Annotated in this window: 20 protein-coding genes; 6 read left to right on the top strand and 14 right to left on the bottom strand. The window is 40.1% G+C overall.

The features are described 5' to 3' along the window. Nucleotides 1-41 precede the first annotated feature (41 nt). Entirely contained in the window at nt 42-1,445 is a 1,404-nt protein-coding gene (gdhA, locus tag MKL62_RS10910) for an NADP-specific glutamate dehydrogenase (protein WP_005129310.1), read from the bottom strand. Between the two features lie 271 nt (nt 1,446-1,716). On the opposite strand from gdhA, the gene MKL62_RS10905 reads away from it, so the two are divergent. Together MKL62_RS10905 and nth are read left to right on the top strand one after the other, a co-directional pair. Then, nucleotides 1,717-2,508, top strand: coding sequence for an RnfABCDGE type electron transport complex subunit B (locus tag MKL62_RS10905; protein ID WP_005129313.1), 792 nt, complete (start codon nt 1,717-1,719; stop codon nt 2,506-2,508). Then, on the top strand, nt 2,509-3,201 hold the full coding sequence (gene nth, locus MKL62_RS10900) for an endonuclease III (RefSeq protein ID WP_000279329.1): 693 nt from the start codon (nt 2,509-2,511) through the stop codon (nt 3,199-3,201). Nucleotides 3,202-3,230: 29 nt separating this feature from the next. Here the strand turns inward: nth and MKL62_RS10895 are convergent, their stop codons facing one another. The 4 genes from MKL62_RS10895 to MKL62_RS10880 form a co-directional block, all read right to left on the bottom strand. Then, nucleotides 3,231-3,368, bottom strand: a complete 138-nt coding sequence (locus MKL62_RS10895) for a hypothetical protein (protein WP_000691574.1) — start codon at nt 3,366-3,368, stop codon at nt 3,231-3,233. A 71-nt stretch (nt 3,369-3,439) separates the two neighbouring features. Next, a complete protein-coding gene (gene adk, locus MKL62_RS10890; RefSeq protein ID WP_001220244.1) occupies nt 3,440-4,093 on the bottom strand; it encodes an adenylate kinase in 654 nt (217 codons plus the stop codon). A gap of 86 nt (nt 4,094-4,179) precedes the next feature. Next, nucleotides 4,180-5,493 (bottom strand): DUF445 domain-containing protein, encoded by a 1,314-nt coding sequence (locus tag MKL62_RS10885; protein ID WP_000895449.1) that lies wholly within the window; start codon nt 5,491-5,493, stop codon nt 4,180-4,182. A 61-nt stretch (nt 5,494-5,554) separates the two neighbouring features. After that, nucleotides 5,555-6,073, bottom strand: a complete 519-nt coding sequence (locus MKL62_RS10880; protein ID WP_005129315.1) for a hypothetical protein — start codon at nt 6,071-6,073, stop codon at nt 5,555-5,557. A 236-nt stretch (nt 6,074-6,309) separates the two neighbouring features. On the opposite strand from MKL62_RS10880, the gene mrdA reads away from it, so the two are divergent. Continuing rightward, nucleotides 6,310-8,328, top strand: a complete 2,019-nt coding sequence (gene mrdA, locus MKL62_RS10875; protein ID WP_000809155.1) for a penicillin-binding protein 2 — start codon at nt 6,310-6,312, stop codon at nt 8,326-8,328. Then, nucleotides 8,328-8,879, top strand: a complete 552-nt coding sequence (rsmD, locus tag MKL62_RS10870; RefSeq protein WP_004842015.1) for a 16S rRNA (guanine(966)-N(2))-methyltransferase RsmD — start codon at nt 8,328-8,330, stop codon at nt 8,877-8,879. The genes mrdA and rsmD overlap by 1 nt, the downstream gene beginning before the upstream one ends. Nucleotides 8,880-8,920: 41 nt before the next feature. Here rsmD and MKL62_RS10865 read toward each other — a convergent pair whose 3' ends face one another. The 8 genes from MKL62_RS10865 to MKL62_RS10830 form a co-directional block, all read right to left on the bottom strand. Further along, nucleotides 8,921-9,490, bottom strand: coding sequence for a HupE/UreJ family protein (locus MKL62_RS10865; RefSeq protein ID WP_005129318.1), 570 nt, complete (start codon nt 9,488-9,490; stop codon nt 8,921-8,923). Nucleotides 9,491-9,499: 9 nt separating this feature from the next. Continuing rightward, nucleotides 9,500-10,114 (bottom strand): urease accessory protein UreG, encoded by a 615-nt coding sequence (ureG, locus tag MKL62_RS10860; RefSeq protein ID WP_000140200.1) that lies wholly within the window; start codon nt 10,112-10,114, stop codon nt 9,500-9,502. A gap of 24 nt (nt 10,115-10,138) precedes the next feature. Continuing rightward, the gene (locus MKL62_RS10855) at nt 10,139-10,804 is read right to left on the bottom strand and encodes an urease accessory protein UreF (RefSeq protein WP_000103642.1); all 666 of its coding nucleotides are present in this window, start codon (nt 10,802-10,804) and stop codon (nt 10,139-10,141) included. Then, a complete protein-coding gene (gene ureE, locus MKL62_RS10850; protein ID WP_000708730.1) occupies nt 10,791-11,273 on the bottom strand; it encodes an urease accessory protein UreE in 483 nt (160 codons plus the stop codon). Before ureE ends, MKL62_RS10855 begins: the two co-directional genes overlap by 14 nt. 69 nt (nt 11,274-11,342) lie before the next feature. After that, the gene (gene ureC / locus MKL62_RS10845; RefSeq protein ID WP_000784160.1) at nt 11,343-13,043 is read right to left on the bottom strand and encodes an urease subunit alpha; all 1,701 of its coding nucleotides are present in this window, start codon (nt 13,041-13,043) and stop codon (nt 11,343-11,345) included. 36 nt (nt 13,044-13,079) lie between these two features. Next, nucleotides 13,080-13,388 carry an urease subunit beta gene (locus MKL62_RS10840; RefSeq protein WP_005129321.1) on the bottom strand — a complete coding sequence of 103 codons (309 nt, stop codon included), beginning with the start codon at nt 13,386-13,388 and terminating at the stop codon, nt 13,080-13,082. Nucleotides 13,389-13,399: 11 nt separating this feature from the next. Then, a complete protein-coding gene (gene ureA / locus MKL62_RS10835) occupies nt 13,400-13,702 on the bottom strand; it encodes an urease subunit gamma (RefSeq protein WP_000422460.1) in 303 nt (100 codons plus the stop codon). A gap of 101 nt (nt 13,703-13,803) precedes the next feature. Then, the gene (locus tag MKL62_RS10830; RefSeq protein WP_001079965.1) at nt 13,804-14,679 is read right to left on the bottom strand and encodes an urease accessory protein UreD; all 876 of its coding nucleotides are present in this window, start codon (nt 14,677-14,679) and stop codon (nt 13,804-13,806) included. Between the two features lie 193 nt (nt 14,680-14,872). Between MKL62_RS10830 and MKL62_RS10825 the strand changes: the two genes are divergently transcribed. Both MKL62_RS10825 and MKL62_RS10820 read left to right on the top strand, forming a co-directional pair. After that, the gene (locus MKL62_RS10825; RefSeq protein ID WP_000688341.1) at nt 14,873-15,196 is read left to right on the top strand and encodes a hypothetical protein; all 324 of its coding nucleotides are present in this window, start codon (nt 14,873-14,875) and stop codon (nt 15,194-15,196) included. A gap of 202 nt (nt 15,197-15,398) precedes the next feature. Continuing rightward, a complete protein-coding gene (locus MKL62_RS10820; protein WP_005129324.1) occupies nt 15,399-15,878 on the top strand; it encodes a copper resistance protein NlpE in 480 nt (159 codons plus the stop codon). 62 nt (nt 15,879-15,940) lie between these two features. Here MKL62_RS10820 and MKL62_RS10815 read toward each other — a convergent pair whose 3' ends face one another. Further along, the gene (locus MKL62_RS10815; RefSeq protein WP_000214787.1) at nt 15,941-17,545 is read right to left on the bottom strand and encodes an isocitrate lyase; all 1,605 of its coding nucleotides are present in this window, start codon (nt 17,543-17,545) and stop codon (nt 15,941-15,943) included. Nucleotides 17,546-17,580 lie beyond the last annotated feature (35 nt).

Below are 17,580 nucleotides of genomic sequence, written 5' to 3'. Positions count from 1 at the left end.
AAATCCGACGCTTTGGCATCGGATTTTTTTATTTCTATATTTTAATAGATACCTTGTGCAAGCATCGCATCAGCAACTTTTACAAAACCAGCAATATTGGCACCATCTACATAATTCACAGTACCATCTTCTTTAGTACCGTATCTAACACAGTTGGCATGAATATCTTTCATAATTGCATGTAAGCGTTCATCGACTTCAGCATGTGTCCAGCCTAAACGAATCGCATTTTGAGACATTTCTAAACCAGACGTTGCCACCCCACCCGCATTAGAAGCTTTACCAGGCGCATACAAAATCTTAGCTTCAATAAAATGCTCAACAGCTTCAAGTGTAGATGGCATATTAGCGCCTTCAGCCACACAAATTACTCCATTAGCGATGAGCATTTTGGCATCTTCGCCAGTTAATTCATTTTGTGTTGCACATGGTAAGGCAATATCTACAGGAATATGCCAAGGTGTCTTCCCTTCAAAATATTCAAAGCCATGCTTAGAAGCAAATTCTGAAATACGGCCACGTTTAACGTTTTTGAGTTCCATAACTTCAGCTAGTAACTCATCTGTAAAACCATTTTTTAAATAAACGGTACCATTTGAGTCCGATAGCGTAACCACTTTTGCACCTAAGAACATTGCTTTTTCAGCAGCATACTGCGCAACGTTACCAGAACCAGATATCGAAACGGTTTTACCAGCAAAAGACTGCCCACGTGTTTTTAGCATTTCTTCTGCAAAATAAACCGTACCATAGCCTGTTGCTTCAGGGCGCATTAAGCTACCGCCAAATGAAATTCCTTTACCTGTAAACACACATGCCGTGTCATTACTGAGCTTTTTCATCATGCCAGCCATATAACCTACTTCACGTGCACCCACACCAATATCTCCAGCAGGGATATCAGTATTTGGACCTAAATGACGGTAAAGCTCAATCATAAGTGCCTGACAGAATCGCATAATTTCAGCATCAGATTTACCTTTAGGGTTAAAATCTGACCCCCCTTTTCCTCCACCCATTGGCAAAGTTGTAAGCGAGTTTTTAAAAGTTTGCTCAAACCCTAAAAATTTTAAAATAGATAGGTTGACCGACGGATGGAAACGCATACCACCCTTGAATGGACCAATTGCTGAATTGTATTGAACACGGAAAGCACGGTTAACTTGAGTCTGCCCTTTATCATCCATCCACGAAACGCGAAATTGGATCACGCGTTCTGGTTCCACCAAACGTTCTAGCAATCCCTGCTCGGCATATTCTGGATTTTTTTCAATAAATGGCCACAAGCTTGTCATGACCTCTTCGACAGCTTGTAAAAACTCAGGTTGATGCGGATCACGCGCTTGCACGTAATTCAGGAATTCATTCAGGTTGTTATATTTCAATGCACGGTCCTCAGCATAGTAATGAATTAAATTGGTGCAATACATTTTAAAATGCATCATTTAGCAGCAAAATATTAAATCCCTTTCCATCAATTTTAACAATAGTTATTTTAAATTATTTTATTTTTCTTAATTATCATAAACTTATTTTTAGAAAAACTGTCTAACAATCAATAATAGTCATTTATCTTTTCACTTTTATTGATCTATTATTGTGCAATATTAGCGACATTTTAGGTCAATCAAAAAGCCAATAAATTCGTTAAAATCCATTGACCTTACTTAGGTTTTTCTTCATTATCGCATCGTTTTAAGCAAGCTATTTTCCTCTATGAATCCATCTATTTCTCTCATACGCGAGATTGATGCGTTATTACCACAAACACAATGTGGTCTGTGTGGGCACCGTGACGGCTGTCTACCTTACGCAAAGTCCATTGCTGAAGGTGAAGAAGCAAATAAATGTGTTCCTGGTGGACAGCCAGTGGCCGATGCACTGGCACAATTATTAAATCGCCCATTATTACCTGCTGAAACGAGTGTCTGGCCTGTACAGGCGGATGGACGCCCGCAACGTATGAAGGCAATTATTCGCGAAGATGAATGCATCGGATGTACAAAATGTATTAATGCCTGCCCAGTAGATGCCATTATTGGTAGTGGTAAGCTCATGCATACAATTTTGACTGATCTATGCACAGGTTGTGAGTTATGTATTCCACCCTGCCCAGTTGACTGTATTGATCTGGTCGAAGACACTCAAGCATTGCCAAGCGAACAGCAACGTATTGTGGAGCAAAATGATTTACGACAACGTTATTACGCGCATATTCAACGTGAAGAAAAACGCCGTATTCACCGCAAAGGCCCTGTTGTACGTGCTGAAATCGATACCCAGCTGTTTGCACAATTCTCTCAAGCACTTGATGATTTACCTTCAATTGAGCTCATCGAGAAGCCAAAAGAAGCGATTGTAAACGATGCAAAAACCACAATTGAATTAGCGAAAGTTCGTACACAAATTAAAAAGTTGGAAAAGCAGCTCAGTGTTCGAGAAGATGCCAAAAAGCGTCTTCAACTTGATGAACTACAACAGCAACTCATTCAATTACAGGAGGTCTGAATGGCCGTCAAAAATATGACGAAAAAGCAGATTCAAATTTTCTTTGAACGCCTTCGTGAACAAAGACCTTCTCCACAGACCGAATTAAAATATTCATCACCATTTGAATTGCTCATTGCCGTTATGTTATCGGCACAAGCAACCGACGTTAGTGTCAACAAAGCAACTGATAAGCTCTATCCTGTTGCGAACACCGCTGAAAAAATCTATAACTTAGGCGTAGACGGGTTAAAAGAATACATTAAAACGATTGGTCTTTATAACGCAAAAGCCGAAAATGTTATCAAGACCTGTAAGATTTTAATGGAGCAGTTTAACGGTGAAGTTCCAAGTAACCGAAAAGATTTGGAAGCTTTGCCAGGTGTAGGCCGTAAAACAGCCAATGTAGTTTTAAATACCGCATTCGGTCAGCCGACAATGGCTGTCGATACACATATTTTCCGTGTTGGAAATCGGACGGGCTTAGCAATAGGTAAAAATGTTCTGGAAGTTGAACATCGCCTAGTAAAAGTCATTCCTAAAGAATTTATTTTAGATGCACATCACTGGCTGATATTACATGGTCGTTACTGCTGTATTGCCCGTAAACCAAAATGTTCAGAGTGCGTGGTTGCTGATGTATGTAACTGGCCGGACCGCTTTGAGTTTGGTGCTCAAAAACAAATTGCGGTTAAAAATATTGAGGCAGAATAAAAGTTGGGTATAGCTTATACCCAATTTGGTTACTTTAAACGCTTTTGCTGTTTTCTTTCTTCTTTCGCTTGTTTTTGTACTTTTCTCAGCATTTTGTAGCTTTGATACAGTAAAAATAACAATAGTGCCAGACTCAGCAATACCACCAAAATCAAAATGATTTTCAAATCATTCTCCTGCACATAATGAAAGAAAAGAGCCCTCACAAAGAGGGCTCGGTATTACAAATAATATTAAATTATTTGTCTAAGATGTTGAACAAATCTTTTTGTACATCTTCAATTGTACGTAAGCCATCAAGCTTGTCATAAGTTGGCGCATTTTCACCAGAAGCAGCACGACCTTGGTAGAAACCAACCAATTGTTCTGTTTCAGTGTGATAAGACGCTAAACGCTTACGGATTGTTTCTTCTTGGTCATCTGGACGTTGAACAAGATCCTCACCAGTTTCATCATCTTTACCTTCCACTTTAGGTGGATTGTATACAACGTGATAAACACGACCAGAAGCTGGATGCTGACGACGACCAGAAAGACGTTTTACGATTTCTTCATCAGGTACATCAATTTCGATTACATGATCAATGCTGATCCCTTCTTTTTCCAAAGCTTCTGCTTGAGGAATAGTGCGTGGGAAACCGTCGAAAATACAACCATTCACGCAGTCAGGTTGAGCAATACGTTCTTTTACTAAACCGATAATGAGTTCATCTGAAACTAAACCGCCAGATTCCATCACACTTTTAGCTTTTAAACCTAATTCAGTACCTTCACGAATTGCAGCACGGAGCATATCACCGGTTGAAATTTGTGGGATATTGTAGCGCTTACAGATCAACTGAGCCTGAGTACCTTTGCCTGCCCCAGGTGGTCCGAGTAAGATAATGCGCATAAAAAACATCCTCATTTAAAACAATGAATGTGAGGTCCGGCAGATTTAGTTTCATTGATCTTCAATAGATCCTGCCCGACTTCGAATTATAAGAAAGCCACAAACAAATGTATTGTACCAGCAATAAATCCGGTTACCCCACCTAGTACAATAAGAATCCACTCGTCCTCTTGAAATGCTGGACGTAACAAATTCTGAAACTCTTTTGGTGTTAGTTCACGAATACGCTCTTTAAACATTTGAAAAATCTTCTGTGCCCGGCTTGCATTTAGTGCAGGGTCACATACCGGTCCCATCGTAATTTCAATTGAACGATCAATCAAGTCCGTCTTTAACCTTGCATACTCTCTTGGGCCTAAAGAAAGCTGTAAAGATGTTCGAACAAGTGGAGTTTCCATGATTTCGTTAATATGACGTTTAACAATACGACGCGTTTTGTCCTTGCGTGAACCATACATCATTTCTGTCATAATTGATTTTAACGTAATCAGATCTTCTGTCACTACGCTTGAGAAGACTTCTGAAACTTCTTCTTGACGCTTCATGAAAGCCCCTTGAACATTATAAGTACCAATTCGTAAAACAGGTACAATCCAAGGGAACTTACGATCTTTTGTTAATCTAAATATTTGCGGATAACGAATGTAATGCGGTTCAATCGGGTTAAATACCATCCAGATTGCAATCCAGTTAGTTAAAAAGCCCCAAATAGACGCCCAAAACGGTACTGTCCAATGCCAAGGCACCACAAACCAGACTACCATTTGGAAAACACCAAAGAACATCCCGATTAAAGCACTAATATGCCAAATAAAGTTGATTTCTTTTTGTCCAACTTTTAAAAACATACGTACCATTAAACGGCGATCACCTTCCATTTGGCTCACCACCATTTCACGCATATCAACCAGTGACTCAACGTTCATAGTCAGCTCAGTCACTAATTCTCTGAGTACACCTGGTAATTGCTTATGCGCTTGAGCATAAATACGGCGTTTAATCGAATAAGGTAAATTTTCCCAAAGCACTGCATTACGATCGATCATCACTTCATCAATCAAATGCTCAAGTTCAAATCCGACTTGCTCACCAATAATACGTGCCATGTCTTCAGGGTCCATTGCCTCTAAAAACTCACGCAAAGAACCTAACTTGGATAAAGTATTATCGGTAATAATTCCAGAGATACGTCCAGCTTTACGTGGCACAATACCTTGCCAGCCGACTGGTAAAGGACCTAAATGAAATCCCCAAAACTTGATTGGGTAAAACACCATTTTTAAAGCCATCCACACATGTGCCCATGTGACAAAGGCAGTGACCGGAATGATACTCAAAACGGCCCAAAAATCAGGTCTGTGTAAAAAGGTCTGCCACAATCCGCTGACGTACTCTAACATGTAAGACTCTCGTATTTATTTGTGCTCTGCTTATGGCGAGTTAACGATAAACTGCTTTGTTTTATAAACCAAAACTTAGAGAATAAGAAAATTGAATTTGTGGTTTAGTATCTGCAGCAACATCACCATTCTGGTCCGTTAATTTTTCCGCTGCGCCGATACCCACACTAAACGTACTAATTCTTTCTGAATTCAACAATACATATGCCAAATCAACACCAGCACCTAAACGAGATTTATAATCTCCATCAACCGATTTGCTATCAAGATGTCCAGCGTAAAAGCCAATATAGTAACCATTTTTATCTGTTCCAGTAAGGTAGTACGGATAGCGGAATCCGACTTGTCCTCCAGCAGTTTTATCGCCATTTAAAAATGCACCAACTTTTGCATAAACAATTCCATAAGGATTTACCCACTCACCATTGAGATGTAACAATTTTTGTGTAAAACCGGCGCCTACATTCCAGGTAGATGCTTTATGATCTGCTAATTTTGCTTCTGGAAGAAATGAGTAATCTTGAGCATGTGCCCAACTGCTTACTGTCAAAACTGCAAGTAAGGGATAAATTTTTCTCATTATTTTCTCCATTTTCCCTAATCGTATGGTGAGAACAACCCTATTCTATTGAATGAGAGACTTTAACAGAATTATTTTGCTTCTTATATACAAGACTCTACAATTTTGTTGTCTACAAAGTCAAAAAAGCCAATTTGCCTCTTCACTGAAACTTTGAAAAATATGCGATATTTTAAGTGCGCTTGCGTTAGAATAAGCAGCTATTTTTCTCACCCTATGTCATTAAGTCGATCCGTATGAAACAGCACTTTCCTTTAAAAGATATCCAGCAAGAAAAGCGCATTTATCGAGGTCGTATATTTTTTGCCGTAGGGCTTGTGATTATCTGTTTATTGGTACTAGCCAGCCGATACGCTTATCTACAAATTTTTCATTATGATGAGTTCTCGACGGCATCGGATAAAAACCGTATTCGCCTACAACCCCTTCCACCTGCTCGTGGTTATATTTATGACCGCAATGGGGTTTTACTGGCAGATAACTACCCTGTTTTTACCGCAACATTAAGTAAAGCAGATGTTGAGAACGTTGATACCGTTATTGAACAATTACAGCCTATTTTAGAACTCACTCAAGAAGATGTAGATCGTTTTAAAAGCCGCATTAAAACAGCACGTAAAACTGAACGTGTGGCCATTAAACTGAATTTGACCGAGACAAATATTGCCAAGTTTAGTGAAGTTAAATACAAGTTCCCCGGGGTTAGAATTGAAACCCAAATGACGCGCTATTATCCACATGGTGATTTATTTGCTCACGTGATTGGATATGTTGGCCGTATTAACGATAAAGAATTAAAAAGTATTGATAAAGATTTATATGCTGGAACAAACCTGATTGGTAAAATTGGTGTAGAAAAAAGCTATGAAGATTTACTTCATGGAACACCTGGTTATGAGTCTGTAGAAGCAGATGCTCATAGTAATATTTTGCGTCACCTAGGCCGTAAAGACCCAACTCGTGGTAATGATCTCTACTTATCATTAGATTATGGTTTGCAAGTTGTCGCATCACAACAACTCGCTGGTCGACGTGGTGCAATTGTTGCGATAGACCCACGCACTGGTGAAATTCTTGCGTTGGTTTCAAGCCCAAGCTTTAACCCTAACTTATTTGTGACGGGTATTAATCATAAAGATTATAGTTCTCTACGTGACAATATAGATCAGCCTCTTTATAACCGTGCAGTACAAGGTGTATACCCTCCTGGTTCAACCATTAAGCCAATGGAAGCGATGGGCGGTTTACATTATGGAATTGTTGATTGGGCTACTGCTATTTCCGACCCTGGCTATTTCCATTTACCGGGTGACTCACACAAATTCCGTGACTGGAAAAAAACCGGTCATGGCATTGTGAACATGCACAAAGCCATTATCATGTCTTGTGATACCTATTTTTATATTTTGGCTAATCAAATGGGCATCGATCAGATGAACCAATGGATGCGCCAATTTGGCTTTGGCCAAAAAACAGGTGTCGATTTACCAAGTGAAAGTGAAGGCTTATATCCAAATCCTGAATGGAAAATGCGTACACGCAAATCCAAATGGATGAAAGGTGAAACGATTTCAGTAAGTATTGGTCAAGGTGCATTTACCGCAACTCCTTTACAACTCGCCATGGCAACTGCCATTACGGCGAACCACGGCTCGCATGTAGTTCCCCATGTTTTACGTGCAACCCATGGTGCAAAACCTTTTACCGTACGTAATGCACCTGATGGAAAAATTAATTTCAATGGTACAGATGAAGATTGGGTAAAAATGCGAGAAGCCATGATTGATGTAATTCAATCAGGTACTGGTCGTGGCATCCGTACACCGCTATATCAAATTGCCGGAAAAACAGGTACAGCACAGGTTAAAAGTATTGCTCAAGGCAAACGTTATAACGAAGCTGCGCTTAGTGAACGCCAACTTGACCATGGTCTTTTTGTTGGCTTTGCTCCGGCTGATAAACCCGAAATCGCTATTGCAGTTATTTGGGAAAATGGCCGTCATGGTGGTTCAGCAGCCCAACTTGCTAAACCCGTGTTTGATTACTGGTTATTAACCCGTAAGAAAAATCCGATTCGACCAGCCAACCATCAGGTTAATGGTGGCTTGATGACCGCTGGAATTAAACCGGGTGAACTCCCAAGTGGTAATGAAAGTGCCAGCTCTACTCCTGCGACCTCTGCTCCGACTTCCGCAGCAGCCTCTACTCCACAGGCAACACCAACTCGTCCTGCTACAAACGAGGTCGATGAATAATGAAAAATCAATTACGCATTATTGGGGGCGAATGGAAAAGACGAGTTTTACCATTCGCCAGTATTGAAGGATTAAGACCAACTCCCGATCGTGTCCGCGAAACTTTATTTAACTGGCTCATGTGGGACATTCAAAACGCTCATGTTCTCGATATCTGTACAGGTTCTGGGGCATTAGGCTTTGAAGCATTATCGCGCGGTGCTGCATCTGTTTATATGATTGAGCCAGATAAGACTCAGGCACGATTTTTAAAAGATAATATTCAATTGCTCAAAGCGCAGAATTGCCATTTAATTAATGCAACTGCTCAACAAGCCTTACCACGCCTAAAAGAACAGTTTGATGTCGTTTTTTTAGACCCTCCTTATAGTCTTAATTTATGGCAAGAGCTTGCTCACTTGGCAGACTCACATATTAAAAATAATGGGTACATTTACGTTGAAGCTGACCGAGATTTATCTCAGCTTCACCTTCCTGCAACATGGCAGCAAGTTAAAACAACCAAAGCTGGTACAGTCCATGCAGGGCTTTACCAAAAAATAAGCGAATAAAAAGATAGCCTTAAGCTACCTTTTTCGCTACAAAGTTTTAATTAACTCAAACCAATCACTGCAACAAGTGCTGCACAGGCACCTACAATTTTTTTGCCATATGGCACATAACGTGTAAATACTGCACCGAGTGCAAGCCCACCACAATAGATAAGTGCCATACCAGTAACCATACCGGTTACTAACGCCACGATATGCCCTGCATGTGCTAACTCAACACCATGAGCTATCCCATGAAAGCTTGCGAGTAAAGCGGCAGCGATAGGTAAAATACGATTTGATTTTGTCCATAGCGCAATCGCTGTAATAATTAAAGAAGCAACAATACCGTATTCAGCAACATTGGCGGGTACCAAACCTTGAGCACCTACCAAAAAGCCAATCACTAAGGTGATACTTAAAGTGATGACGCCAGCAATTTTCCACTGTTTGGCTGCCGACCAAAGCAAGACACCAAAGCCTAAAGCCATTATTAAATGATCCAACCCCGTAAACGGATGAATAAAGCCTGCTATAAAACCTGAATGTACATGGTCATGCCCCGGATGAGCCATAGCTAACGCAGGTAACATGTTAAGGAGCCCAACGCTCCATTTTTTAATGAAGTTCATAGTTACTCCTTAAGCCTTAAACAGCCCTTGCTTCTCAATAAATTGAATAATTTCTTCAAGCCCATCTTGTGTTTTCATGTTTGAAAATAAAAATGGCTTTTCACCACGCATGCGTTTTGCATCTTGGTCCATGACATCAAGGTTTGCTCCCACCATAGGTGCGAGGTCAGTTTTATTAATAATCAGTAAATCTGACTTGGTAATACCCGGTCCTCCTTTACGAGGGATCTTTTCGCCACCTGCTACATCAATGACATATAAAGTTAAATCAGAAAGCTCTGGGCTAAATGTTGCCGCTAAATTATCACCACCGCTTTCAATAATAATGAGTTCTAAGCCATCAAATTTTTCACACAGATCATCAATCGCAGCTAAATTAATTGAAGCATCTTCACGAATTGCTGTATGCGGGCAACCACCTGTCTCGACACCTACAATACGATCTGGTGACATCGCTTCATTACGGGTTAAAAAGTTTGAGTCTTCTTTGGTATAAATATCATTTGTCACTACTGCCATATTATATTTATCACGCAAGGCACGGCATAAGTTAAGCGTAAGTGCTGTTTTACCTGAACCGACTGGTCCGCCAATTCCGACTCGTAATGGACTACGTTCTGTCATGATTTTTTATCCTTTTTCCTAAACTTAAGATCTGAATAACCGTGAATATTGAGTTTCGTGTTTCATGCTCAGCATGGCATAGCGCGGCAAAGCACTACTCAATTGCTCATCTTTAAGTTTTAAAGCCTTCTCTACAGCTTGTGGTACTCGCCCATGCAAATGCCATAAAATTCTTTGTCCTGCCATTTGGCCCAATGGGACAGTTTTTACTGCGGCTAAAACCTGATTTTCTAAAACGGTAAAGGTATACGCCGTAAGTACATCCACCTCTTTAAGTTCTAAACGACCGCAAAGCTGCGCATAGACAGGCACAAATCCAAACTGCTTTTTAACCTCAACTGTTTTCTTTAAAACATCTTTAATCCATGCATTTAAAGAAAATGCGAGTTGCTGAGATTCGGCCAAAAGCTCTTTACTTTCTCGGCTTGCCTTATACAAATGTGCCCAAATTAGAAACTGATCTGGGTCATCATAATGTTGCATAAGGCGTTTAAGTACAGGCAACTCAAAGCGTACTAGCAGCATTTCAAGCACTTCTTCAAAGTAAGCAATTGCCGAGGATTCATCGTTTATTAAGCCAATATCAATGGCGGTTTCCACACCTTGCGAATAGCAATATGCTCCAACTGGCAATGCCGTAGAAGACAATGTCAGCAGTTGCAGTAATTGCGCAGCATTATGAGTGGACATGGTGTAAGGCTTTGATTGGACTTAAACGATGGTCATGGCTATGCTGTGCATAGGCACCGCTTTCAGGTTCAAACGGATGATCGGTTTCTGTCACAGCAAGCCCCAAACCTTCCACCATTTCTGCAAGCACATGATCAGGCTCAAAATATAAAGCTGTTGGTGTCAGCATTAATGGCACATGTCGGTTACCTAAATGATAAGCCGCTTTAAGCAAATCAAATTCAGTCTGAGCAGTGACTTGCATTAACCGTTCAGGTTTGGCATCGACACGTAATACATCCCCTTCTTGCGTTGCAATATATGAACCACTACGCAAAATGCCGGTACGTGGCAAATCCGCACCAATATCTACGCCACTCGCCAAAGCCGCTCGAAAACGTGATTTTTGGCGGGTATCAAACGTTAGCTCAACCGTTTCAAATGCCTGATCAGGAGAAATATCTTCAAGACGTTGGGTGTAAATTTTCATTTAGCTTTTCTCTCCTTACTTATTTCTTTCATATATAAGGTAATGAGGCAAATCACCTCTATAAATTCATTAAAACAAGAAATAACGTTGTGCCATCGGTAATACGTCAGCAGGTTCACACGTTAGTAATTCACCATCGGCCCGCACCTCGTAAGTCTCAGGATGAACCTGCATAACAGGACAATATGTATTGTGTTTCATATCGGCTTTGGTAATTGAACGCGTGTTTTTACAGGGACTGATTAACTTTTTAAGGTTTAGCTTCTCAGCAACTTTTTCATCAATTGCGACTTGAGATAAAAAGGTAATACAGGTGTTATGTACACCACGTGGATAAGCACCAAACATTGGGCGATAATGCACTGGTTGAGGTGTAGGAATTGAAGCATTAATGTCACCCATTGGCGCTGCTGCAATCATGCCACCTTTAATGATCATGGAAGGTTTCACGCCAAAAAACGCAGGCTTCCATAACACTAAATCAGCAAGTTTTCCGACTTCAACCGAACCAATTTCATGGCTTAAACCATGGGTAATTGCCGGGTTAATTGTATATTTGGCAATGTAGCGTTTAACGCGATTGTTATCATGAAACTCATTATCACCCTCTAATGGGCCACGTTGTACTTTCATTTTGTGGGCAGTTTGCCAAGTTCGTAAAATCACTTCACCCACACGTCCCATTGCCTGAGAGTCAGATGACATCATGGCAATTGCGCCTAAGTCTTGTAAAATATCTTCAGCAGCAATGGTTTCACGACGAATACGACTTTCTGCAAAAGCAATATCTTCAGCAATTGCTGGGTCTAAATGGTGGCATACCATGAGCATATCTAAATGCTCATCAATGGTATTGATCGTATAAGGTCGTGTTGGGTTGGTCGAAGATGGCAACACATTACTTTGCCCAATTGCTTTTAAAATGTCGGGAGCATGCCCACCACCCGCTCCTTCGGTATGGTACGTATGAATCGTACGGTCTTTAAATGCCGCTAGCGTTTCTTCTAAAAAGCCACCTTCATTTAAAGTATCCGTATGAATTGCGACCTGTACATCATACTCATCTGCAACGCTCAAACAGTTATCAATAGCCGCAGGTGTTGAACCCCAATCTTCGTGTAGTTTTAACCCAATTACTCCTGCTTTAATTTGCTCGCGAATGGGGTCAGGTAAACTTAAATTCCCTTTACCTAACAAGCCAATATTCATAGGCAAATCATCAATCGCCTGCAACATGGTCGCTATATGCCAAGGCCCTGGAGTCACTGTCGTTGCCGAAGTACCTGCCGCAGGTCCTGTCCCACCACCCACCATTGTTGTTGTACCCGACATTAGTGCAGTTTCAACTTGTTGAGGACAGATCCAATGAATATGAGTATCAATACCACCAGCTGTTAAAATTTGTCCTTCACCTGCAATTACTTCTGTCGCAGCACCTAAAGGAATGGTAATGTCGGGTTGAATATCAGGGTTTCCAGCTTTCCCAATTTTCCAGATTCGTCCATTCTTTAAGCCCACATCGGCTTTAACAATTCCCCACCAATCCACAATTAAAGCATTGGTTATGACTGTATCGGCAACTTCATCAGCTAGAAGCTGAGATTGTCCCATCCCGTCACGAATAACTTTTCCGCCACCAAATTTAACTTCTTCACCATATGTCGTTAAGTCTTGCTCAACTTCAATAAAAAGCGCTGTATCAGCCAAACGAATACGATCACCAACCGTTGGACCAAACATTTCTGCGTATGCACGACGTGACATTTTCATAACTTATTACTCATCTTTTCATTATTGTTGTTATCTTTAATCCAGCTTGCCCATTACCCGACCAGCAAAACCATATACTTCTCGCTTACCAGCTAAAGCAACAAGCTCTACTTCTCGACTTTGTCCCGGTTCAAAACGTATTGCTGTGCCTGCTGCAATATTTAACCGAAAACCTTTGACTACCTCGCGATCAAACTGTAAGGCATCGTTTGCTTCATAGAAATGAAAATGCGAACCGACTTGAATAGGCCTGTCGCCAAGATTAGCCACCACAACCTTTAAAGTTTCTCGTCCAATATTTAGTTCAATATCAGTTTCTGGAGTAATAACTTCACCGGGAATCATAAGTATTCCTTTTATACAATGGGCTGATGAACAGTGACTAATTTCGAACCATCAGGAAAAGTTGCTTCAACCTGCACCTCAGCAATCATTTCCGGTACGCCATCCATGACATCTTCACGCTTTAATAAAGTCGTTCCAAAGTGCATAAGTTCACTCACCGTCATACCATCTCGTGCACCTTCAAGTAAGGCTGCAGAAATAAATGCAACAGCTTCCGGATAGTTCAACTTTAAGCCGCGTGCTTTACGACGCTCAGCCACTAAGCCTGCAGTAAAAATGAGTAACTTATCTTTTTCTGTTGGATTGAGTTCCATATCTCTTTCCTAAATAGCATCTAATTTTCTTTAAGCAAAATGCGTGCTCAAAAGCAGCATACCGGTTTTAATCGTTTTTAAAATACGCAATTTAACGTAACTTAAGTTTTCCAAATTCTTGGAAATTCTTCATCTAAATCAAACCAATAACGTCTTAATTTAGCCCGTATAGCTGCGAAAGCGTCATGACATCGTCGTACATCATTTCCTAAAAAACGCGCACATAGTACATCTTCTAATAAGGTCAACGTCACGGGAACATCCATACGCATAATGAGTTCACGGATGAGTTCAATATGTTGCTCTAAATAAAATGAAGAACGGAATTTTTCAGGGGGCACAGCCCAAAAACTGGCCATCACCGCCTGATTATTCATTCCTAAACACGAGCTTAACCAGCGATCTCCCCCTTCAAAATATAAAGTATCAGCAACTAATAACTTGTTTTTACGCCATAATTTAAACTGGTTGTGATAGCTTCCCTGAACAAAATTCTCAGCCCGAGCCTGCCGCCCCAAGACCAACATATCCCATCCAATAAAACTTGCAGTTTGTTCAAGGTGGATATCTGTTTCAGAGTGGGCTAAAGCACCGTCAAAAAGCATTGTTTCTTGCGGCATCCACTCTAAAATAGAATCATCTTTTACATTCAAATAAATATGCTGGAAAGCCTGTTTTCCATTTGTTCTATACCACTTACCCGCTCCCGGTGTGGTAATTACAGCATGCGCCTGCCCTTCTGTTTCAATTTGAAAAGTAAGATGATCACCGCCTGCAATTCCAGCCGGTGGATGAACAATAATGGCATGACAAACCCCAGTTTTTTCGGGCCAGAGCATTTTTTGCACCCGAACGGGGCCATAATGCTTTCTGTGACTCATTATGGTGCGCGAGTTTTCATAACAAAACCCCAGTTCTAACTGGGCATACCAAAATGGTGCTGAAGAAGTCTGAAAAGTTTGTTGAATTCGATTCATTTTGGCTCATTTTTGATAATGGCTTTTTTAATAAGCAAAATATGCACCAAAAGCAAAAGTGGCTATTACAAACTTAGAAACAATTTTTTTATTTTAATGAGTCAAAAAATCATCAATGTCTAACATAAAACCACAGTAAAGCATGGAATTATTTATACAATAGCGCCCATCCTCGCTCTTATAAATTTTTCCCATGAAAATCTTTTTCGTGTTAGTACCGTTTGTATTTTTAACTGGGTGTATTTTTGGCCAATCAAGTGAGGTCAAACGTGCAGAAAAACTTTTAAATAACTTTCAATGTAAAAATATTGAAACAAGTGAAATTTCTACAAGTTCAATCAACTCTTATTACCAGCAATCTTTAGCGGTGAGTAAGGAAAAAGCGACCTCTTATGTAGAAAGCTATAAAAATGGTGAAGAATTATTTGCAATGCCCTTAGATGAAGTCGTAGAACAGCAATATCAACTTTATAAAGCAGCGTGCGATTCTTTAGGTGGGGTTTCTGCCCAACCATAAATTTTTAAAAGTATCCATTAAATCACTTTAGTGGATACTTTTAATTCTCAACTAAAATATAAAAAAATATAGCCCCAATCTGTGCAATTTTTACTCACTTTACCTTTTGTTAAAATTAAGCTACATACTAGAGCTTTTATTTTCGATTCTTTTTTCCTAGCCTATCAGTACTTTATATTTATTTTTTGAGGTTTTATTCATTATGAAAAAATCATTATTAGCAATTGCACTTATGAGTACTCTTCTTGTCGCATGTAATAAACATGAAAATAAAACAGAAACAACCTCTGATGCATCTACTCCTGTACAAACTGCTCAAACAAATAATAATGAAGCGGTAGATACAGCACATACAGCCGAGAATTCTTTAGACTGGGATGGTAAATATAAAGGTACGCTTCCTTGTGCAGACTGTGAAGGCATCAAAACTGAATTAGAGTTAAAAGATGATAAAACTTATGAGCTAACAGAAACCTATCTTGGTAAAGGTGATGCAAACCCATTTGAAACCCATGGTAAGTTTACTTTCGATAAAGACAATACTTCTGTTATTACCTTAGATGATAAAGCTCAAAACCGTAAATTCTTTATTGGTGAAAATACCGCGACCGCTCTAGATATGGAAGGTAAAAAAGTTGAAGGTTCTTTAGCTGAACATTATGTTTTGAAAAAAGAAAATTAATCTATTTTTCAATTTAAATAAAAAACCCGCTCAAATGAGCGGGTTTTTTATGAAGTCAATTCTTAGTGAGCTGAGAATTGGTTCATTGTGTTTTTAGCATCGTCACCAGCTTTAAGTGCATTTTCACCAGCGAAGATTTCTTTGTGGTCATCACCGATGTCAGAACCAGCCATTGCTTGGTGTTTCACACATGCGATACCGCCACGGATTTCTTTACGTTGTACGCCAGCAACATAAGCTAACATACCTTGGTCACCGAAGTAACCTTGTGCTAATTCATGAGTAGAAAGAGCAGCAGTGTGGTATGTAGGAAGTGTGATCAAGTGATGGAACACACCAGCTTCACGCGCAGCATCAGCTTGGAAAGTACGGATTTTTTCATCAGCTTCAGCAGCTAATTCAGTATTGTCGTACTCAGCGCTCATTAATTTAGCACGGTCGTAAGCAGATACATCTTTACCTTCTGCAACCCAACGATCGTACGCTTGTTGACGGAAGTTTAAAGTCCAGTTGAATGAAGGGCTGTTGTTATAAACAAGCTTCGCATTCGGAACTACTTCTTTTACACGGTTAACCATGTGTGCAATTTCTTGTACGTTTGGAGTCGGAGTTTCGATCCAAAGTAAGTCAGCACCGTTTTGAAGGCTAGTGATACAGTCAAGTACAACACGGTCAATCTGAGTGCCTTCACGGAATTGGTATAGACCAGAAGCTAAACGAGTTGGACGATGTAATTTACCATCACGTTTAATTAAGATCTCATCTTCTTGAGCTTCTGAGATATCAATTTCTTGAGTATCTAAGTAGCTAATATATTTAGATGCGATATCACCTGGCTCTTTAACTACAGGGATCTTCTGAGTTAAGTCAGCGCCTTCAGAGTCAGTACGAGCAACGATAACACCGTCTTCAACACCCATTTCTAAGAATGCATAACGAAGTGCATGGATCTTAGCGATGAAGTCTTCGTGTGGAACAGTTACTTTACCAGCTTGGTGACCACATTGTTTTGCATCAGATACTTGGTTTTCAATTTGAAGCGCACAAGCACCAGCTTCGATCATTTTCTTAGCAAGTAAGTAAGTTGCTTCTTCGTTACCGAAACCAGCATCGATGTCTGCAATAATTGGCACAACATGAGTTTCGAAGTTGTCGATTTGAGCTGTGATTTCAGCTACTTTCGCAGAGTCACCAGCTTCTTTTGCTTTATTTAAAGCACGGAACAAGTCATTTAATTCTTTTGCATCAGCTTGACGTAAGAAAGTGTAGATTTCTTCGATCAAAGCAGGCACTGAAGTTTTCTCGTGCATAGATTGGTCAGGAAGCGGACCAAATTCTGAACGAAGAGCAGCAACCATCCAACCAGAAAGGTAGATATAACGTTTGCTTGTCGTACCGAAATACTTTTTGTTAGCAATCATTTTTTGTTGAGCGATGAAACCATGCCAGCAACCTAATGATTGAGTATATTTGCTTGAATCAGCATCGTATTCAGCCATATCACGACGCATAATCGCAGCTGTATACTTAGCAATATCTAAACCTGTTTTGAAACGGTTTTGAAGTTGCATACGAGCAGCATCTTCTGGGCTAATGTCTGCCCAAGTGTTGCCGAATTTTGCTTTTAATTCACGTACTGCATCAATCGCTGTTTGATATGTAGTCATGATATTGTCCTGTATTCATTTTAGGATTTCATCGA

The organism is Acinetobacter sp. AOR01_HL, assembly GCF_027855455.1.
GTDB classification, from domain to species: Bacteria; Pseudomonadota; Gammaproteobacteria; order Pseudomonadales; family Moraxellaceae; genus Acinetobacter; species Acinetobacter baumannii.
Note: the sequence above shows the minus strand (reverse complement) of the source record. Positions and strands in the feature narration are given on the sequence as shown.